Genomic DNA, 18,901 nt, shown 5'->3' with positions numbered 1-18,901 from the left:
GTCGAGTCGTGGGCAAGGAACAAGTTGCAGGTTGCAGATTGCAGGTTGAAAGTTGCAGGTTTGCAGGTTGCAAATTACGGGCTTGCCGCTGAGTAGTTTAGCTTACGCTAAAGAGTTGTATTCTAGTATTCTGATTCAAAGAGCAACTTACCATCGGCACAAAAGGAGTGCATCCTGTAACCTGCAACCTGTAATCAGGTTTTACCGACGGCCACCACCGCCACGGCGGTCATTGCCACCACGGCCACCGCGTCCGCCACGGCCACCACGTCCACCGCGGTCATTGCCTTTGGTCGACAGACCAGCGTTCGGGTTCAGGTCGCGTTTACCAAGTACTTCACCCTTACAGAGCCATACTTTGATACCAATACGGCCGTAGACCGTGTGTGCTTCCTTATGTGCGTAGTCAATATCAGCACGGAAAGTGTGGAGTGGCGTACGCCCTTCCTTGAACTCTTCCGTACGGCTCATATCAGAACCGTTCAAACGACCAGAGATGCGGATCTTGATGCCCTCAGCGCTGGCACGCATGGTGGCCTGGATGCTCGTCTTGATCGCCCGGCGGTAGTTGATACGGGCTTCGATCTGCTTAGCAACGCTTTCGGCAACGATGTTGGCGTCCAGCTCAGGCTTGCGGATCTCAATGATGTTGATTTGGATATCTTTCTTGGTCAGACGGCGAAGTTCTTCGCGCAGCTGATCGATCTCCTTACCACCTTTACCGATAATGATACCGGGACGGCTGGTATGAATCGTGAGGGTAACCCGCTTGAGGGTACGCTCAATGATCACGCGGGCGATACCGCCCTTTTCAATACGCTTACCGAGGTAAGCGCGCAGCTTCTCGTCTTCGATGACGTTAGCGGCGTAATCTTTGTCAGCGTACCAGTTACTGTCCCAGCCGCGAATGTAACCCAGACGGTTACCAATTGGATTAGTCTTCTGTCCCATGTTATTCTGCGGTTTCGGTTTCAGCTTCTACACCAGCCTCCGATGGGAGTTGCTTGGTGTTAGATACTTTGATGGTGATGTGACAGCTGTGCTTACGGATACGGTGAGCACGGCCGTGAGGAGCGGGGCGGAAACGCTTGATCTGAGCACCTGCATCGGCGAATACTTCAGAAACGATGAGATCATACTCGTCAGCACTTTCGGTGCCACCGGTTTTGAACTCCCAGTTGGCGATGGCGGAGAGAAGATTCTTCTTCAGCCAGATCGCTGCTTCCTGCTTACTGAATTCCAGGATGCTTAGCGCTTCTCCGACCTGCTTACCGCGGATCAGATCGACGACGAGCCGCATCTTGCGGACCGACATCGGAATGCTATTTAAACTTGATACTGCTACCATTATTGGATTATTTCGAGGGAACGGGTTAGTAAATCGGGCGCGAATAAGGGTTGAAGAGGGAAAGGAATAAGGGTCTCCCCTTCCTCCTTTGACCTTTTCCCTTTACTCCGGCGAGGACGTACTCTACCTTCACTCAATTAAAGGGGGCGCGAACGCGGGTGCAAAGGTACGGTTAAATAGCAATGCGGACAAGCCTTCTTTGCTTTTCAACTCATGCACTGCACCTGCGGCTGCGCCAAATGATTTTTCAGGTTGCAGGTTTCAGGTTGCAGGTTGCAAGCCCTAACGGAACCTGCAACCTGCAACTTGTAACCTTACTTACCCTTCTTGCCACCGTGGCCGCGGAAGGAACGCGTAGGAGCAAACTCACCGAGTTTGTGACCTACCATGTTCTCCGTAACGTAGACGGGGACGTGGGTTTTACCATTGTGAACGGCGATGGTCAGACCTACCATATCAGGAATGATCATGGAAGAGCGTGACCAGGTTTTGATCATACCCTTACGGCCACCACCTTCTTGTGCCTTTACAATTTTGTCGTAGAGACGGTGGAAAACGTAGGGGCCTTTCTTTAGCGAACGTGCCATGGGTTATTTCTTATTCTTCGTCTTACGACGCGTGATGATCAATTTGTTGCTAGCCTTGTTGACGTTGCGGGTCTTCTGTCCCTTGGCCATAATACCCGTACGTGAGCGCGGGTGACCTCCGGATGCGCGACCTTCGCCACCACCCATGGGGTGATCGACCGGGTTCATCGCTACACCACGAACGCGTGGGCGCTTACCGAGCCAGCGGTTACGACCGGCCTTACCAGCAACCTGGAGGGCGTGGTCAGGGTTGGACGTGGCACCGATGGTAGCACGGCAGGTTTTCAGGATCCGGCGAACTTCACCAGAGGGAAGCTTAACGGATACAAAACGACCTTCCTTACCCATCAGCGTACCGTTCGTACCGGCAGAGCGGGCAAGAGCGGCTCCCTTACCGGGCTGCAGCTCAATGGCGTGAATGGAAGAACCCAGTGGTACGTCTCCCAGGAAGAGCGTATTACCTACAGTAGGCGCAGCATTTGCACCAGAAGACAATACATCTCCTACTTTCAGACCCTGTGGAGCCAGAATGTAGGCTTTCGTACCGTCAGAGTAGTTGACGAGTGCGATGTAAGCAGTGCGGTTCGGATCATACTCGATCGTCTTCACTTCTGCCGTCAGGTTATCCATATTACGACGGAAGTCGATGATACGGTAACGACGCTTGTGACCCCCACCTTTCTGGCGAACGGTCATTTTACCAGTACCGTTACGACCACCACTCTTTTTGAGGGGGGCCAGCAGGCTCTTGGTTGGCTTGTCACCAGTCAGCTCCTCGAACTTGTTCCCTACGTGAAAGCGGGAACCGGGAGATACCGGCTTAAACTTCTTAATTGGCATTATTGCACAAATTAGTACGATGAATCTCGGAGCAAAAGCACTTGTTTACGATCGACCGTAAACGGTGGCTCCCCACCCATCGTTGATTAATATGATAGTCTTGCAATCTGGTAATTTTGCAGACCGCTACACTTGCGTGACCGTCTACAGGACTACCAGACTGCCAGGACTATAGTTCGTTATACAGGTCGATGGTCTCACCGTCCGCCAGAGTAACGATTGCCTTCTTGAAGGCAGGTACCCGGCCACGGATAAGTCCGGACTTGGTCGATCTATTTTTGGTTTTACCCGGCATGATCGCGGTATTAACGCGGTCAACGGATACACCGTACTGTGCCTCGACGGCATTACGGATTTCAATTTTGTTAGCCGTCTTTTCCACTACGAAAGTGTACTGGGCGCGTACCTCAGAGAGCAGTTCAGCTTTCTCGGACACAACGGGCTTGATGAGAATGGTCTTAGCCATGATGATTAGAGTTTATGCCCCTGGGGGCGGCTGACTGTTAAGCAAATTGCTCTTTAAGCTTTGCGATGGCACCTTCGGCAACGATGACCGTACCGGCCTTCATTACGTCGTAGGTGTTTACCTCACCGGCAGATACAATAGCGTTGTTCGGCAGGTTACGGCCGGAGCGGTAGACGAACTGGTCGTGCTCAGCAGTGATGAGGAGTACTTTACCTTCGTTAGCACCAAGGGCGTTGAGGAAAGAAACGTAGTCTTTCGTCTTAGGAGCGTCGAACTTCAGGTCTTCCACCACCTTGATGCTACCAGCAGTAGCCTTGGCGGAGAAAGCAGAAGCGCGGGCGAGCTGACGAACTTTCTTGTTGAGCTTAAGACCGTAGGTGCGGGGGCGAGGACCGAAGACCCGGCCACCACTACGGAAGAGAGGGTTCTTGATGTCACCCTTACGGCTACCACCAGTACCTTTTTGCTTATGCAGTTTCTTGGTAGAACCGGCAATTTCGCCGCGTTCTTTGGCTTTGTGCGTACCCTGACGCTGAGCGGCCAGGTAAGCCTTAACGGCCAGGTAAACAGCGTGCTCGTTGGGCTCTACACCGAAAATGTTTTCGGGCAGTTCCACTTCGCGACCCGTACCAGAACCTTGTGCGCTATGAACTTGAAGTTTCATTTTATTTTATTTTGCTATTCGCAGGCGTCAATACTCCGGCGGAGAAGTATTGTGATGGCGAATACGGGCTTATTTGTGGAGGATTACGGTTCCGCCTTTGGGGCCGGGAACGGCTCCTTTGACCAGAATAAGGTTACGCTCTGGGAACATCTTGAGAACCTTCAGGTTCTTGATGCTTACCCGTCCGCCGCCATCACGACCACCCATACGCATTCCTTTGAATACTTTGGCGGGGTAAGAGGCAGCACCGATAGAACCCGGTGCACGCTGGCGGTTGTGCTGACCGTGAGTAGCATCGTTCACACCCTTAAAGTTGTGACGCTTAACTACACCCTGAAAGCCCTTACCCTTGGAAGTTCCAACGGCTACACAGATGTCACCTTCAGCGAAGACTTCATCCACGGTGATGGTATCACCGAGAGCTTTGTCAGCTACCATATCGCGAAACTCAACGACTTCGGCCTTCGGCGTGGTGCCGGCAGCTTTGAAGTGGCCGTTCAATTGGCGGCTCATCGTTTTCTCACGACGCTCACCATAGGCAAGCTGGATAGCATTATAATTGTCCGTATCGTCGGTCTTCACCTGAGTTACTACACAGGGACCGGCCTCGATAACGGTACAGGCGACGTTGCGGCCTGCTTCGTCGAAGATGGAAGTCATTCCGATCTTCTTACCAATAATTCCGTTCATTGGTCTTGGATTTATTCGTCGCCATTCCGGGATTTTCCGGTAGCGGGCAACAAAACATTCCGATTTCACGGCCTGGCCGTGAGATGGGAACAGTTATTAAAAAGTCTACCTATTTGAAGTGTCAAATGGTAGCGTGACGGAGGTAGATAAAACTGATTAGGTCAGCTTCACCTGAATGTCTACACCAGAGGGGAGTTCGAGCTTTGAAAGCGCGTCCACCGTTTTTTGGTTGGGGGTGTAGATCTCGATCAGGCGCTTGTGAGTGCGCAATTGGAACTGCTCCCGGGATTTCTTATTGACGTGCGGCGAGCGCAGGACAGTATAGATATCCTTTTCGGTGGGCAGCGGAATCGGGCCGGTTACGATGGCCCCACTGTTCTTGACGGTCTTGACGATCTTCTCGGTAGACTTGTCTACGAGGTTATGATCGTAAGAACGCAGTTTGATGCGAATTTTCTGATTCATGCCAGATTAGAATTTTCAAATAAAAATGGACTGTACCGGCTTTCCGGGAGTCGTTTAGAGTTAAGAACTCCCACTCTCCGGCGGGCAGCCGGAAGAGTGGGAGAACGATTGATCAATTATGCTTCGCCTTTGGCTTCCTTGATTACTGCTTCAGCGATTCCCTTAGGGGCTTCGGCAAAGCGATCAAAGGTCATGCTGGAGTTCGCACGGCCAGAGGTGATGGTACGAAGGTCAGTTACGTAGCCGAACATTTCTGCCAGGGGTACATCAGCGGTAATGCGAATAGCGCCACCGTTCATGGTTTCCTGTCCTTTCGGCAGACCACGACGACGGTTAAGGTCACCGATCACGTTACCCGTGTACTCTTCAGGAGTTACGATAACTACTTCCATGATTGGCTCGAGCAACTTCGGGTTACACTGCTTAGCGGCAGCTTTGAAACCTTCCTTTGCACAAAGTTCAAAGGCCAGTGGCTTCGAGTCAACGGAGTGCATACCACCGTCGAATACTTTCACCTTCATGCTGTCAATGTTGTAGCCGGCAAGAATACCGTTCTTCATCATTGACTTGAAGCCGTCTTTCACTGGCTTCTGGTAGTTCTTGTCGATAGCACCACCAACGATGGCCCACTCGAACTGCAGGTTTTCCTTACCGTTCTTGAAGTCTTCGCTTTCGAGGAACTCCTCATCGGCTGGGCCGAGGGTGAAGCTCATGTCTGCGAAGAGACCAGAACCACCGGACTGCTTCTTGAGACGCTCACGGTGCTCAACGGTTGTGAACAATGCTTCCTTGTAGCTTACCATCGGCGCACCAACGTTGGCTTCAACCTTAAACTCACGCTTGAGGCGGTCAACGATGATCTCCAGGTGAAGCTCACCCATACCAGCAATAATGGTCTGGTTGGTGTCTTCGTCGTAGCGAACCGTAAAGGTCGGATCCTCTTCAGAGAGCTTGGCCAGAGCCATACCCAGTTTGTCGAGGTCTTTTTGCGTCTTAGGCTCAACGGCTACCGCGATTACAGGATCAGGGAATACCATAGACTCCAGCACGATTGGGTGCTTTTCATCACAAAGGGTATCACCCGTACGGATGTCCTTGAAACCAACGGCTGCAGCAATGTCACCGGCTTCTACCTTGTCAATTGCCTGCTGTTCGTTAGCGTGCATCTGGTAGAGACGAGAGATACGCTCTTTGTTGCCGGAGCGAGTGTTCTTTACGTAAGAACCTGCTTCCAGTACACCAGAGTAAACGCGCATGAAGGCCAGACGGCCAACGAATGGGTCCGTGGCAATCTTGAAGGCAAGGGCTGCAAACGGCTCGTCTACAGAAGGTGCACGTTCGAGGATCTTTTCCTCATCGTCAGGATCGGTACCCTTAACCGGTGGAATGTCCAGCGGGCTGGGGAGGTAAGCACAAACAGCATCAAGTACTGCCTGTACACCTTTGTTCTTAAAGGCAGAACCACACATCATAGGAACGAAGGCGGCGTCCGTTACGGCGTCGCGTACGGCTTTGCGTACTTCCTCAACGGTGATAGAGTCTGGATCTTCGAAGTACTTCTCCAACAGAGACTCATCGTATTCAGCGACGGCTTCGAGAAGTTTCTCGCGCCATTCGTTAACGGTGTCTTCCAGGTCGGCAGGCATGTCGATAACCTCAAAGGTCATACCCTGATCGTGCTCGTTCCACACGATGGCCTGCATCGTGATAAGGTCAACCACGCCTTTGAAAGTCTCTTCGGCACCGATTGGAATCTGCAGTGGAATAGACTTAGAGCCCAGCTTCTCCTCCACGTCTTTTACAACAGCGAGGAAGTCTGCACCGGAACGGTCCATCTTGTTTACAAATCCGATACGGGGTACCTTATAGTTGTCAGCCAGACGCCAGTTGGTCTCCGACTGAGGCTCTACACCAGATACGGCACAGAAAAGGAATACCAGACCATCGAGTACACGGAGGGAACGGTTTACCTCTACGGTAAAGTCCACGTGACCGGGGGTGTCAATGATGTTGAAAACGTAGTCTTTATTCTTCCACTTCCAGTTCGTGTGGGTAGCGGCAGAAGTAATGGTGATACCACGTTCCTGCTCCTGCTCCATCCAGTCCATGGTAGCGGCACCGTCGTGTACTTCGCCGATCTTGTGGCTGATACCGGTGTAGTAAAGGATACGCTCAGTTGTCGTCGTCTTACCGGCGTCAATGTGCGCGGCAATACCGATGTTTCTGGTGAATTTAAGATCCGTTGCCATGGCAGGAGGATTTAGTATTGAAGTATAATAGAAATGATAGTTTGACAGTAATGATCGTATGGTAGTAGCAACAGAACTATGCTGCCGTTACTACCATACTATCAGGACTATCTCCCGTAATGGGCAAATGCACGGTTAGATTCCGCCATCTTGTGGGTGTCTTCCTTCCGCTTAACGGCAAGGCCTTCATTGCGGCTGGCGGCCAGCAACTCAGAGGACAGCTTCTCCGCCATGCCCTTACCGGAACGCTGACGGGCGAATTTGATAACCCACTTCATTCCGATGGACATCTTACGCTTAGCGCGGATTTCCGTAGGAATCTGGAAAGTAGCACCACCAATACGCTTAGAGCGTACCTCAACTTGTGGCATGGCGTTGTTCAAAGCGCGTTTCCACACTTCATACTCGTCAATTTCTTCGCTGGCAACACGCTCCTTGATGATATCCATCGCATCATAGAAGATACGGAAAGACGTGCTCTTCTTACCGGAGAACATCAGCATGTTAACGAACTGGGTCACCATTGGATCACCGTAACGGGGGTCGGGTGCAATGACCCGGACTTTTGGTTTTCTTTTACGCATAGCTTTTTGCTTCAGATGGTGGCCGCAGAGCGAACACCAATAAGCCCCTACTAAAGGGTACTCATCTTACTAATTGAATTATTTCTTAGGACGCTTGGCGCCGTACTTAGAGCGAGCCTGACGACGGTCAGCAACGCCGGCCGTATCGAGTGCACCACGAACGATGGTGTAACGTACACCAGGAAGATCCTTTACACGACCTCCGCGAATCAGTACGATACTGTGTTCCTGCAGGTTGTGACCCTCTCCCGGGATATAAGCGATTACCTCAATTCCGTTCGTAAGACGAACCTTAGCTACTTTACGCAGCGCCGAGTTCGGCTTCTTGGGAGTAGTGGTGTATACACGTGTACAAACACCGCGCTTTTGTGGACAGGCGTCCAGTGCACGTGAGTTACTCGTCTCCTTGATTTGCTTGCGCCCTTTACGCACAAGTTGGTTAATTGTAGGCATACGTTTATTAACTTTAGTAGCGCTTTTTTTTGTTTACCAGAGGCCTACCTCCTTGAAAAGCGAGCGCAAAGGTAAGCACTTATCCGGATAATTCCTAGCACAAAATGTCTTTACGAAGATTTTCCTTTCAGATAATGTCACCAGGACCAATCGAGAACCAGGAAATAGGCATTTTCAGCTACAAATCAGCCAATTAGCGCTACCAACGGCTTGTTTCGGGAAGACCTATATATAAGGTCTCTTCCAGAGCCATAAGTTTCGGATGCCCGCTTCATCCTGACGGTGGATTGGGCGCAGTACGCAGGTGCAGGGAAGGGAACCATCCCCTACCCTCCTCCATTGCTCCCTGGTTCTTCCCACTGCACCTGCGGCCGCGCCTCAGTTCTCATCAGGCGCGGCCGCAGGTGCAGAGGATTCTCCGGTAAGAAGCAAGGTGAAGCCAGGCGCCTCCTTCTTTTCCTATTCTCCGTAAATATCAAACTTGGCCGAAACGGCGCGCATTAATGCCTCGTCTGCAAAATCGCTGTCGGTCATTCCGGACAAGCGTTCCAGATACAGGTCAAACTGACCGTCCTTGAAAATGGAAAGCATCTTCCCACCTTTTTCACAACTGGCCGCATGCCAGACATTCGGGGGCACCGTAACCGTATCACCGGGTTTCGCCACGATGGTCTCATCATCAAAAATCAACTTCACTTCTCCTTCGAGAATATAGAAGACTTCCGTCATGATTTTATGATGGTGCCGACCCAAATAAAAGCCAGGCTTTAGTGTGTCTTCCACAAAAGACAACTCTCCATTGGTCCTGTGGGAAGACAGCTTAATAAAACAGTGGTCCTGTGAGTAATTGTAATTTTCGCCCTCTCCCTCCCGAATAACTTCTTTGTTCTTCATTTTCTCTAAATTTTAAGATGTCAGATTATCACTATTTTTAATTCCATTAAGGTTGCGGCCAGTCTTGGCTGGTAATCAAAATCACCTTCCCGTGATGTCGGGGTTGAAACTGATATTGCGGGTCATTTGCCAGGGTATTTAAAAATACCTCAGACTCCTTCATATCAGCGTTGTCAACGTAAACAATTGTATTTGAATGAAAATTTGGTTCCAGAAGTTGAAACACGGCCAGGTACAGATCTTTCCAGCCATCTAAAAGTAGTAAATCAATGGGATCCGAGTAGCCCTGCAGGGTCTCCACAGCATCTCCTACCCTCACCTCGATACGGTCAGCAACCCCTGCCTTTTCGAAATTTTCAATGGCTTTCCGGGCTTTGGATTCAATTAACTCGGTGGTGATGATGTGACCTCCCGTTTCAATTGCTCCGGAAGCTAAGTAAAGCGTGGAAATACCAAATGAAGTACCAAACTCAACTATATTTTTCAGATTCTTTTCCTGAATAAGCTGCTTTAAATCTTCTCCCTGTTTACTGGAGATGGAAAGATAAGCCTCCTTAAAGTCCGATGGCTGCATCGGTCTGACGATACTCTTCGCTGCCACTTTCATTATTTTCAAAAGATCGTATTTAGCGTCTTTTAATAGTTGCTCTAAGGTTGATGCAATTTGCACTTGCGGTAAGTTAGTCATCCTGATTTATGATTAAACAGGAAGACCCCCAGACCAAGGCTGAGGTCTTCCTGATAAGGTAAATAAATTTTATTATCGATGTTTCCAATTAGGAAACAGGACCAGTTAATGGATCAGGCTTAAAACTTGCCATTTTTATTTTTCCATTCAGACTTAGCGGGGATAGGCGCAATCACATCCCAATGCTCAACGATCCGGCCATTTTCCAGGCGAAATAAATCATAAAAAGCAGTGTGTTCTCCTTTGCCGAACTTTCCCTCACTAACGGAAAGGACAAAGTTTCCTTCCCCCAGCACCATGTGTAGCTTGTCGTATTCCATCACCATCCCGTTTTCAGCGAAATACTTCATGGCCGCACCAAAACCATCCAGACCATCAGCGACGGAAGGATTGTGTTGCAGGTATTTAGCGGGGTTGATGTAAGTTGTCATTTTATCGTTCTCATGATTGATGATGACGTCCGTAATGAACCCTTCAATCACTTTTTTATTGGCTTCGGTCTTATCTGAGTCCACGATGCTGGTGGGACCATCCGTCTGCGATCTTCCACTCGGGTTAGCGGGCTGAATGGGCAACAGATTGTCCCAGTGCTCAACGATCAGGCCATCTTCAAAACGGAAGATGTCAAAGCCAACTTTAGGGCCAAAGAAATCATAGACCGTGTGGGTAAATACATATTCGCCATCTTCAAATGCCCGGACTACATCAGCCTTGAAGCCCTGAGGGGGAGCGTGCTGCATAACGGCTCCAAACCCAGCCAGCCCATCTCCGACGTCCAGGTTGTGTTGAACGTATTTTTCAGGATTGATATAAGCAATGGGCGCCTGGTCTCCTGTATTGAAGCTGTTCAGCAAAGCAACAACTTTATCTTTTTTGGATAATTCCTTATTCATAAAGAGGTAACGACCCATGGATATGGACGATTCCTCCATATTACTCATGAAAGCCTTAGCTGTTGGGTGAGCCATGAAGCCACTCATGGCCGCATCTGAGTCTGCCTTGCTGGCCCAGTAAACAGCCACGACCTGCTTACCTTCTTCGTTTACCCCCGTCAACCGCTGTAAGAAGCCTGCCTGCTTACCCGTATAATCAGTTTTGACTTGTTGGTTAAGGGTATTGAAAGCGGAGAGGTCAGTACCGGGTTTCAGGTCGAACGTCATCGTTTCTACGAACCCACTTTCCGGAGCATCAAATGCTTCGCCGGCGGTGAATCTTGTCATTTTCATGCTTGGACCGTCGATCATGGCAGCATAGGAAGCCACCGAAGGATCAGTCATAAACTTATTCATGGACGCCTCTGCTTCAGCCAGGCTTTCCCAGTACACGTTCACGACCACTTCCCCCTTTTCATTTACGCCGCTCTGGCGTTTAATGAAACCAGCTTGCTTGCTGGTGAAAGCATCTTCTACTGTCTTATCTGCCTGACTAAAGGCATCCATTTTGACGTCCGCGCCGGTCTTGAAAGTAGTCACTTCCATTATCGTTGTTGTTGGCATAGTTTTTTCGTTATCAGATGGTTGATTGATGCCCGTACTGGCGGTGCAATTGCTAAAAAACAAGGCAAGCAGTACGAGAAAAAACGAGGTTAAGTACTTCATATTCAGATCTTTTGATGATGAAGCAAAACTATAGCCGGATGAAAGGCTTCATCCTGTAAAAAACCTCCTAAGGCCTGTCAAAATGGGAATATCTTACTGATGTGCCTGCCGAAACAGTTCGGGCGACTCTCCAACGAACTTCTTGAAGTAGTTTGAAAAATTGGCCGGATCTTCAAATCCCGCTTCAAAAGCAATCTCCTTTATGGATAGATTGGTAACGAATAGTAGTCTCTTGATCTGCGTAATGGTTATTTCGTCAATGAATAACTTCGCCGACTTATTGACGATCGATTGCACGATCTTGTTGAGGGTCTTGGTCGAAACGGCCATTCTTGAAGCATAGTCAGCCACCTTCTTGCTTTTGAAACAGTCCTGTTCTACCATCGACTGGAAAGCGATGAATTCTTCCAGGTACTTCGTTTTTTGGGAAAGCTTACCCTCCCGGGCCTTGATCCGGAATAGTTTGGTAATGATAACGTGGAGCAAACTCCGGGCAATCCCTTCAGAATATTCGTCCTGAAACATAGTCTCCCGGTCTAATTGACTTACCAGCTCCGTAAAGCTTGACAATTCGGATTTTACCTCCCGTAGTTCAACTTTAGGGTTACCCAAAAACTCATTAAATATCTTTAGTGTTTTTAAGGCCTCCAGATTACTCAAGTGGCTTTGAATAAACTCTTCCGTAAAGGCTAAGAGATAGCCCTTAACCTTTGTACTTCTGGAAAACTTATGAATTTGATCCTTTCGAATCAGTAATACATCGCCTTTAGCATAGTTGTAATCCACCAGGTCAATAGTATGCTTCCCCTTTCCTTCCAGCACAAAAAATATGATGTAGAAATTGACGATGTGGTTCTGGCAGATATCGTGATCCAGGCTTCTACTCAACAATTCCTCTATCCGGATAAGCTCAAAGTATGACTTCTGGTTGGTCTTGTTCTCAAATTTTATCTGCTTGACGGAGGTGGGCATTGGAAATTGTGTTGACTGGTGAAACGTCATCCCGATCACACAAGTATACAGTCAAAATTTGGCGGTGTGCCAGAAACAAGGATGCACCTTAGTCGTCAGACCAACTTTCATCCGACTTCGTCAGGCTGAAAGAATTGGTCGGACGACCAGCAACGCTTTACCTGACGAGCTTTCCACCGGCTGATTATCGTCCCTTCTGCTATCCTACCGGCGCGGAGCGCCGAGCAGAAAAAACCTTGCACCTGCGTCCGCGCTAAAAAGCATCAGGCTCTCTCACAAATCAAAAATCGCCAATCAAGATTCAAGAGCACAAAGTACTGCGAAGCAATCGAGAATCTCCTTTAAAAGAGCATAACCCCACCAATCCCGAAGGAAAGGCAGGGTCGCGCTACTCTCTAATTCTTGGCGGCATGTTTATGCCATTGGTGGTGGCTATCGAGCCACTACCGTCATACGTTTGCTCAGGCGTTCCTCTCCCACCTCGAGGGTGTAGGTAAGAATACCGGTCGTGTTTTTAAGGTCGTCGGAAAGAGACAGCGTGATGGTATTGCGACCGGCCAGGCCAGCCACGGCACGCTCCGTTAGCAGTCGTCCCTGGATATCGTGCACGGTAAGGGTTACCGGACCAGACTCGGGGAGGTCAAACACAATAGTTGTCTGAGCGGCTACTGGGTTGGGGAAGTTTTGGTGGAGTAAAGTTCCACCCCCGGCATTCTCGCTGAATTGTAAACTCAAAGCAGCCGTACTACCGTCAACCAGAATAGCTTCCGGGTAGCTTAGGCGATCCGTGATGCTAAGGTAATCACTAATCATGAGATCGCGGTTAGCGCGGACGGTAAGTGATAGTACTTCCTGGCCAGCCAGGGGCTCGCTACCGTTGTAGCTAAGGGCAAGCAGGCCCTGACCGATAAAGGCATCATTGATATTTCCTGCGCCCAGCACGGCTGAATTCCAGCTTTCGATCGTCAGTCCTTCGGTGGCTTCGATGGTGCCCTGGAAGCCCGCCAGTTCTTCAGCGGAGAAGAAGATCTCGGTACTTTCGCCGGTCGTCAGCTGCTGATCAGCCGTGGATAGTGCAAGCGTGGAACGGGGGGTGGGCTCGGTGAAAACGTCACCAATTTCGATGGCGACAAAATCTGCCTCCCGGTTGTGGCCACCCAGCTGGCTAACGGTGAAGGTAGAAGGGAAGATGGAGGGGTTCCAGCCTTCTTCCAGGCCATCAAGGCTGAAGTTCCGGCGAATAAATCTCCAGGTCGGGCTGTTCTGGAAAGTATCATCCATGCCGAGAATTACGCGGCGGATGGCAACCATGTCACCGATGTCTACCCGGCCATCAGCGTTTACGTCAGCGGCCACCAGGCGGAAAGGGTTGTTTATTTCCTGAACTCCAAGGATATGGTTAGTAATCTTAAAGATATCGCTGGTTTTCACGCGGGTCAGGTTTACCTCATCGGGCATGTTGGGACGGATCATGTACTGGTGGCCTACCTCCAGTCCGTTGAAGAGGAAGCTACCATTGTTATCCGTATACATCATATCATCCATCGAGTTCGGATCACTGATGTAGACTTCGATACCGCTGAGCAGCTCGTTGTCCGGCGATGTAATGAAGCCCGCCAGGGAGCCTAACCCGCCATCATCACAAACGTTCTCGCCGAAGGCTTCAATCGATGCCACAGCATTACAGGGAGCAGCGTTGCCGTTGGCGTCAAAGATGTAGACCCGGACCATCACATCACCTTCGTCATCACAGGTAACCGTGAAGCTTTGACGTCCCGGCTGCGGTACGAAACCTGGCAAACTGGCCTCCTCTTCTTCGCGGTAGATAGAGTAGCGAATCTCCTCGCTGCCACAGTTACCGGTTACATCGACAATAAAGTCGTCAGCTTCCACGATGGCGATACCACCGCCGTCACCGTCGTTGAAAAGTTCGAAGGTCAGGCGGCCAACACAGATCGGAGACAAATCTCCGCCAGTCGTGACCGTAAAGGGTACGATGCGGCCGTCGGTATTACCACAGCCATCCAGTCCGCGGACCCGGATAGCGTGTTCCCCCGGGCGAACATCCGTCAGGTTGATCGTAAAGCGACCGGGAGAGCTTTCGTTGATTTCCGCTGCCGTTACCATGCGGCTCGTGGTGAATCCGTTGACCGATACGTAGTCAAAATCAATCTCAGCAATGCTCGTCAGGTCTTCGGGGGAACAGTCGTCCTGTAGTGTGTAGCTCATCACGAAGTCTCCACCTTCACAGCCAGCACCGGGCGTAACGTCGGCAATGACGTTAGTAATTGTTGGTGCTGTTTCATCGTATACTTTGATAAACTGGATGTAGCGGAATGCACCACGGCTACGGGAGTTGGCGTAACCGGTGTCTCCGTCATTGTCTCCATCCACCGGCGTTGAGCCGCTGAAGTTGTCGTCTCCATCCAGGTTGCGGATATCGTTGTTGTTATTGCGGTTGCCGTCCCGATCAAGGATAGCAGAATCATCCAGCGGGTTCGTGTTCCCGTTCGGGATGATGTGCAGGAAGGTGGATTCTTCGAAGTTACCGTCCTGATCCGCATCGCGGGGTACGTTGTAATAGGCGCCGATACCGTCGTACTCACACCAGTTGATGACTTCGATGGTGCGCCGGAGTTTATAGCAGGCTTCGCCGCTGGCGAAGAAAGTGTCAAGACGGGTGTTACTCACCACATTGTCACAACCAAAGGGGGTGTACATCAGGTCGTCGAAAGTGGGGATATTACCACAGGTAGTTTCCGCATCTCCGGGGAATTCAAGGGTATAGTCGCGCATACCACCGACCGTTACAATCTGTTGACAGCCGGGAGCGGATACAAATCCGCGGGCGTCCGTCACACTGAAGCTACGGGTGATAATGCCCGTGCCACAGTCATTAATGTTGGCGTTCACCGTTTGGGTGGTCACTTCATTTCCACAGTTATCGAGGCTGGTGGGTGCACCGAACATTTCGTCGAGCATACTGATGGTTCCAACGGGGTCAGCATCATAAAAAGCATTGAGATCTTCGGGCAGCATATCGTCTGCCTGGTCGCAGGTGATATTCATGGCTCCGGGAGCGATACAGAGTGGGGCGGAGTTATCCACTACGTTCAGTATTGACATTCGCTGGTTCTGGTTACCATTGGCATCCGTACCGCGCAGGATGACGGGGACGACGCCTACGTCGATACAGGTAAGGGTAATGGAAGTGCCAAAGTCACCGATTGGAAGCAAAGAGTTAGGGTTGGCAAATGCGATCTCCAGAATGAGGTCGGAACAATCGTCGTAAGAGCCACGGTCGACGTCCAGGGCCGTTACTTCGGCAAAACCACTGTTGCTCAGGGAAATATTCAGGGCGTCTTCAGCGATGATGACGGGGCCGGAACGATCTTCGATCAGGATGTCGACATCCTGAATGGCTTCGTTGCCACAGTCGTCAATGGCAATGTAACGCAGGGTGTGAGGTCCGGCGGGCAGGAAAGGCGTCAAACGATTAACGGGGTTAGGAGCATTAACATCGATGGGGCCGAGGAGATCGTCTTCCTGCCGATCAAGCAGTACAAAGGCCTGTACTGTGGAAATGGAACTACAGCCATCCGTGATTTGCAGTCCACCCATGTTGGTTGGGACGAAAGCGCCACAGTTAGGAGCGTTGGTTGTAAAGACCAATGGCCCGTCATCTGCAACTCCGTCGAAATCCAGGTCCTGTGCGGGAATCATAACGGTTGGCGGAGCGGTATCTCCTACCTTCACGACCTGAGTGAAAGTGCGCACGTTTTCAGTATCACACCAGTCAATGATGGTGAAAGTGCGGATGAACTTATAGGTACTGTTACAGGTAACGATGGCTTCGCTGTCGGAATAGGTAGAGCCCAGGTTGCCAAAAGATTCGTTGAGGTAAATGGGACCGTCAGGGCCATTCAGGAAAGGAAAATCTTCAACGGAAGGCTTAGGAAAGACACCCGCAATGATAGTTGGGTCATTACATTCGAAGTTGGCTACGGAAGCAGGAGCCAGTACATCTTCTCCGGAGGGGCGCTCCAGTAAAATATCGTAGGACACAACCGTTTGCCCGTTCAGGCGGCCGTCTCCAACACAATCAGCGCTCGCGTCCGTAGCCGTGAAGGAGCGGGTAATTACGATGTCTCCGCAATCACCGTCGCGGTTGATCACATCAGATACGGTAACGTCAACGTCTGAACAACCATCCGAAAAGCGGGGGATTTCTCCGCCAGCGATCAGGCGTAGCATGAGGTCAGAAGAGAGGGTTCCCATGATGGGCATCGTTGTCTGCCCGTCTACCATAAAAGAGCGGGAGATATTGGCCGTGAGCGTATTAATGGTCAGCTCGTCCAATTCAGTAGTGTAAAACGGGCCGTAGGCTTCGGCATTCATAAATTGAGTGGGGGGAGTAACGTCAAAAGCGTTGATCGTACCGCTGCCAAAAGTGAAGCCAAGAACACCGCTGCCGTCAGCGGGAATTATTTCGTAGCGAAAAGAACCACAGCCATCCAGGATATTACCATTTGAAGGGTCATCATCGTCAATAGAGATCGTAAAAGCAGATTCAGGCGGTACCATTCCGTCGCCGTCAATATCAGGTTCTCCGCTCAGTATATTGTTATAAATGACTTCCCGGCTGCAGTCATCGCCCAGGTTAAGATTGACAAATCTAATACTGGCAAAATTTACTTCGTAGGTTGTACTTTGTGCTGAGAGTGAGGTTGTTCCGAAGGCGAGCAGGCATACCGCTAGCCCCAGTAACTGTGTTACTTTGTACATAAAAGTGTAATTAAAATGGTCACAGCAAGCCCATTCCGTTCACTGAATCGGCTGGCTGAATTAGAGAGAATAAAACGGCAAACTTCCCCGAGAACAACCGCAACTACGGTCGACATTGGAAGCTGAAATCGCTGCTACGAATTGATGCCTTACTTTCCCTGAAGGAGGTGTTCGGCACCTTTCGTTTGCGTGATTCGGTGGCTTAAACTCTTTTAACTACAAAATGTGCACGAGAAATCGAAATTTTTTCTAAGAAATTTTCATTTCGTCCCCAAACAGGCTATCCACAAAGGCTCTTTTATTAAAGATTTGCAGGTGTTCAATGCCTTCTCCAACGCCGATATATCGGATTGGAACCTGGAAAGAATCGGTAATTCCAATGGCCACACCACCCTTCGCCGTTCCATCTAACTTAGTGAGTGCCAGTGCACTTACGTCAGTTGCTTCGGTAAAAGCCTTGGCTTGCTCAATAGCATTCTGCCCAGTCGTGGCGTCCAGCACCAGCAGGACCTGATGAGGAGCGGAGGGCAAAGCCTTCGTGATGGATCTTTTTATTTTAGAAAGTTCCTTCATCAGGTTAAATTTCGTGTGCAAACGGCCTGCGGTGTCAATTATCGCTACGTCACAGTCGTTGTCAATGGCAAATTTCGTCGTTTCGTAGGCTACTGCGGCGGGATCGGTATACATCCCTTTCGAGTAAAACTCACAACCTACCCGTTCGCTCCAGATTTTAAGCTGATCAACGGCTGCAGCACGGAATGTATCGGCTGCACCAAGTACTACTTTGTGGCCTTGTCTCTTGTACTGGTTGGCGATTTTACCGATAGTGGTCGTCTTACCCACTCCGTTGACGCCCACGACGAGGATAACGGCGGGGCCATCTCCTTCAACCGGCGGCAGCTGGTAGTCTTCAAAGTCCTGATCATTCTGTTCAGCCAATAGCTGCACGATTTCGTCACGCAGGATTTCGTGCAACTCACTCGTATTGACGTACTTCTGCTCAGCGACCCGGGCCTCAATTCTATCAATGATTTTAATGGTGGTGTCAAGACCAACATCACTGGATATCAGTACGCTCTCCAGTTCATCGAGCACCTCCTCGTCTACCTTGTCTTTGCCGGCAACTGCCCGGTTCAATTTATTGAAAAAACCGGTTTTCGTTTTTTCCATCCCCTTATCGAGGTCTTCTTTTTTCTCTTTATTGAAAAACTTCTTGAAAAAACTCATATCGCTGGCTGTATCTGATTTACGTTGAAAAGGTGTTGGCACCCCACTACGCCGTTTCGGGATAAACTTAAACCGGCCTCCGTATTTTCAGGCAGAGGGGCCGACAGCGCGCAGGTGCAAAGGGAAGCTCAGGGGCAATGTTCTGCCCTTCTTTGCTCTTCCGGCAAAGGTAACAACTCAGGAGGGGTTGGAGGTTGACCCGTGGAGCAGCTCCAGGGCAAACGCATCAAACTTCGTTTGCTACGTTTTTGATTGGCGATTGGCGATTTGCTTCGCAGTACTTCGTGCTCTCGATATTTGATTAGCTTGTATCCTTGCGTACCACGAAGTTAAGCTAGTTTGACGGCCAGAGGAGGAGCTTGTTTAGCTGGTGCTTGACACCGAAGCGAAG

Annotated in this window: 17 protein-coding genes; all 17 read right to left on the bottom strand. The window is 50.2% G+C overall.

The window, feature by feature from the left end; translation table 11 throughout:
• Positions 1-201 precede the first annotated feature (201 nt).
• Positions 202-951, bottom strand: a complete 750-nt coding sequence (gene rpsC / locus BM123_RS04680) for a 30S ribosomal protein S3 (protein ID WP_090165816.1) — start codon at positions 949-951, stop codon at positions 202-204.
• 1 nt (position 952) lies between these two features.
• Entirely contained in the window at positions 953-1,348 is a 396-nt protein-coding gene (rplV, locus tag BM123_RS04675; RefSeq protein WP_090165814.1) for a 50S ribosomal protein L22, read from the bottom strand.
• Positions 1,349-1,662: 314 nt separating this feature from the next.
• A complete protein-coding gene (gene rpsS, locus BM123_RS04670; RefSeq protein ID WP_090165812.1) occupies positions 1,663-1,935 on the bottom strand; it encodes a 30S ribosomal protein S19 in 273 nt (90 codons plus the stop codon).
• Positions 1,936-1,938: 3 nt separating this feature from the next.
• Positions 1,939-2,775 (bottom strand): 50S ribosomal protein L2, encoded by an 837-nt coding sequence (gene rplB, locus BM123_RS04665; RefSeq protein ID WP_090165809.1) that lies wholly within the window; start codon positions 2,773-2,775, stop codon positions 1,939-1,941.
• Between the two features lie 169 nt (positions 2,776-2,944).
• Positions 2,945-3,241, bottom strand: coding sequence for a 50S ribosomal protein L23 (rplW, locus tag BM123_RS04660; protein WP_090165807.1), 297 nt, complete (start codon positions 3,239-3,241; stop codon positions 2,945-2,947).
• Positions 3,242-3,278: 37 nt separating this feature from the next.
• Positions 3,279-3,905, bottom strand: coding sequence for a 50S ribosomal protein L4 (gene rplD / locus BM123_RS04655; protein WP_090165805.1), 627 nt, complete (start codon positions 3,903-3,905; stop codon positions 3,279-3,281).
• A gap of 69 nt (positions 3,906-3,974) precedes the next feature.
• On the bottom strand, positions 3,975-4,595 hold the full coding sequence (gene rplC, locus BM123_RS04650) for a 50S ribosomal protein L3 (RefSeq protein ID WP_090165803.1): 621 nt from the start codon (positions 4,593-4,595) through the stop codon (positions 3,975-3,977).
• A gap of 156 nt (positions 4,596-4,751) precedes the next feature.
• Positions 4,752-5,060: a 30S ribosomal protein S10 gene (rpsJ, locus tag BM123_RS04645; protein ID WP_068216020.1), complete on the bottom strand. Its 309-nt coding sequence runs from the start codon at positions 5,058-5,060 to the stop codon at positions 4,752-4,754.
• Positions 5,061-5,176: 116 nt separating this feature from the next.
• Positions 5,177-7,309 carry an elongation factor G gene (fusA, locus tag BM123_RS04640; protein WP_090165802.1) on the bottom strand — a complete coding sequence of 711 codons (2,133 nt, stop codon included), beginning with the start codon at positions 7,307-7,309 and terminating at the stop codon, positions 5,177-5,179.
• 107 nt (positions 7,310-7,416) lie between these two features.
• Entirely contained in the window at positions 7,417-7,893 is a 477-nt protein-coding gene (rpsG, locus tag BM123_RS04635) for a 30S ribosomal protein S7 (protein ID WP_090165800.1), read from the bottom strand.
• 78 nt (positions 7,894-7,971) lie between these two features.
• The gene (rpsL, locus tag BM123_RS04630; protein ID WP_090165798.1) at positions 7,972-8,346 is read right to left on the bottom strand and encodes a 30S ribosomal protein S12; all 375 of its coding nucleotides are present in this window, start codon (positions 8,344-8,346) and stop codon (positions 7,972-7,974) included.
• Positions 8,347-8,805: 459 nt separating this feature from the next.
• Positions 8,806-9,240 carry a cupin domain-containing protein gene (locus BM123_RS04625; RefSeq protein WP_090165796.1) on the bottom strand — a complete coding sequence of 145 codons (435 nt, stop codon included), beginning with the start codon at positions 9,238-9,240 and terminating at the stop codon, positions 8,806-8,808.
• 46 nt (positions 9,241-9,286) lie between these two features.
• Entirely contained in the window at positions 9,287-9,928 is a 642-nt protein-coding gene (locus tag BM123_RS04620) for an O-methyltransferase (protein ID WP_090165794.1), read from the bottom strand.
• Between the two features lie 119 nt (positions 9,929-10,047).
• A complete protein-coding gene (locus BM123_RS24880; protein WP_406603241.1) occupies positions 10,048-10,860 on the bottom strand; it encodes a nuclear transport factor 2 family protein in 813 nt (270 codons plus the stop codon).
• A 759-nt stretch (positions 10,861-11,619) separates the two neighbouring features.
• Positions 11,620-12,498, bottom strand: coding sequence for an AraC family transcriptional regulator (locus tag BM123_RS04610; RefSeq protein ID WP_175489251.1), 879 nt, complete (start codon positions 12,496-12,498; stop codon positions 11,620-11,622).
• A 432-nt stretch (positions 12,499-12,930) separates the two neighbouring features.
• Positions 12,931-17,283, bottom strand: coding sequence for a T9SS type A sorting domain-containing protein (locus BM123_RS04605; RefSeq protein ID WP_090165790.1), 4,353 nt, complete (start codon positions 17,281-17,283; stop codon positions 12,931-12,933).
• Positions 17,284-17,532: 249 nt separating this feature from the next.
• Positions 17,533-18,510 carry a signal recognition particle-docking protein FtsY gene (ftsY, locus tag BM123_RS04600; RefSeq protein ID WP_090165788.1) on the bottom strand — a complete coding sequence of 326 codons (978 nt, stop codon included), beginning with the start codon at positions 18,508-18,510 and terminating at the stop codon, positions 17,533-17,535.
• Positions 18,511-18,901: the final 391 nt, after the last annotated feature.

The organism is Neolewinella agarilytica, assembly GCF_900110645.1.
GTDB lineage: Bacteria > Bacteroidota > Bacteroidia > Chitinophagales > Saprospiraceae > Neolewinella > Neolewinella agarilytica.
This window is presented reverse-complemented; position numbering and strand designations above follow the sequence as displayed.

What these genes read in the sequence shown, in the direction of transcription:
- rpsG (WP_090165800.1), bottom strand. Translation starts at nt 7,893, where the DNA reads ATGCGTAAAAGAAAACCAAAAGTCCGGGTCATTGCACCCGACCCCCGT.
- BM123_RS04625 (WP_090165796.1), bottom strand. Translation starts at nt 9,240, where the DNA reads ATGAAGAACAAAGAAGTTATTCGGGAGGGAGAGGGCGAAAATTACAAT.
- rplC (WP_090165803.1), bottom strand. Translation starts at nt 4,595, where the DNA reads ATGAACGGAATTATTGGTAAGAAGATCGGAATGACTTCCATCTTCGAC.
- BM123_RS04605 (WP_090165790.1), bottom strand. Translation starts at nt 17,283, where the DNA reads ATGTACAAAGTAACACAGTTACTGGGGCTAGCGGTATGCCTGCTCGCC.
- rplD (WP_090165805.1), bottom strand. Translation starts at nt 3,905, where the DNA reads ATGAAACTTCAAGTTCATAGCGCACAAGGTTCTGGTACGGGTCGCGAA.
- BM123_RS24880 (WP_406603241.1), bottom strand. Translation starts at nt 10,860, where the DNA reads ATGGAGGAATCGTCCATATCCATGGGTCGTTACCTCTTTATGAATAAG.
- ftsY (WP_090165788.1), bottom strand. Translation starts at nt 18,510, where the DNA reads ATGAGTTTTTTCAAGAAGTTTTTCAATAAAGAGAAAAAAGAAGACCTC.
- rpsS (WP_090165812.1), bottom strand. Translation starts at nt 1,935, where the DNA reads ATGGCACGTTCGCTAAAGAAAGGCCCCTACGTTTTCCACCGTCTCTAC.
- rpsL (WP_090165798.1), bottom strand. Translation starts at nt 8,346, where the DNA reads ATGCCTACAATTAACCAACTTGTGCGTAAAGGGCGCAAGCAAATCAAG.
- rpsJ (WP_068216020.1), bottom strand. Translation starts at nt 5,060, where the DNA reads ATGAATCAGAAAATTCGCATCAAACTGCGTTCTTACGATCATAACCTC.
- rplV (WP_090165814.1), bottom strand. Translation starts at nt 1,348, where the DNA reads ATGGTAGCAGTATCAAGTTTAAATAGCATTCCGATGTCGGTCCGCAAG.
- rpsC (WP_090165816.1), bottom strand. Translation starts at nt 951, where the DNA reads ATGGGACAGAAGACTAATCCAATTGGTAACCGTCTGGGTTACATTCGC.
- fusA (WP_090165802.1), bottom strand. Translation starts at nt 7,309, where the DNA reads ATGGCAACGGATCTTAAATTCACCAGAAACATCGGTATTGCCGCGCAC.
- rplW (WP_090165807.1), bottom strand. Translation starts at nt 3,241, where the DNA reads ATGGCTAAGACCATTCTCATCAAGCCCGTTGTGTCCGAGAAAGCTGAA.
- rplB (WP_090165809.1), bottom strand. Translation starts at nt 2,775, where the DNA reads ATGCCAATTAAGAAGTTTAAGCCGGTATCTCCCGGTTCCCGCTTTCAC.
- BM123_RS04610 (WP_175489251.1), bottom strand. Translation starts at nt 12,498, where the DNA reads ATGCCCACCTCCGTCAAGCAGATAAAATTTGAGAACAAGACCAACCAG.
- BM123_RS04620 (WP_090165794.1), bottom strand. Translation starts at nt 9,928, where the DNA reads ATGACTAACTTACCGCAAGTGCAAATTGCATCAACCTTAGAGCAACTA.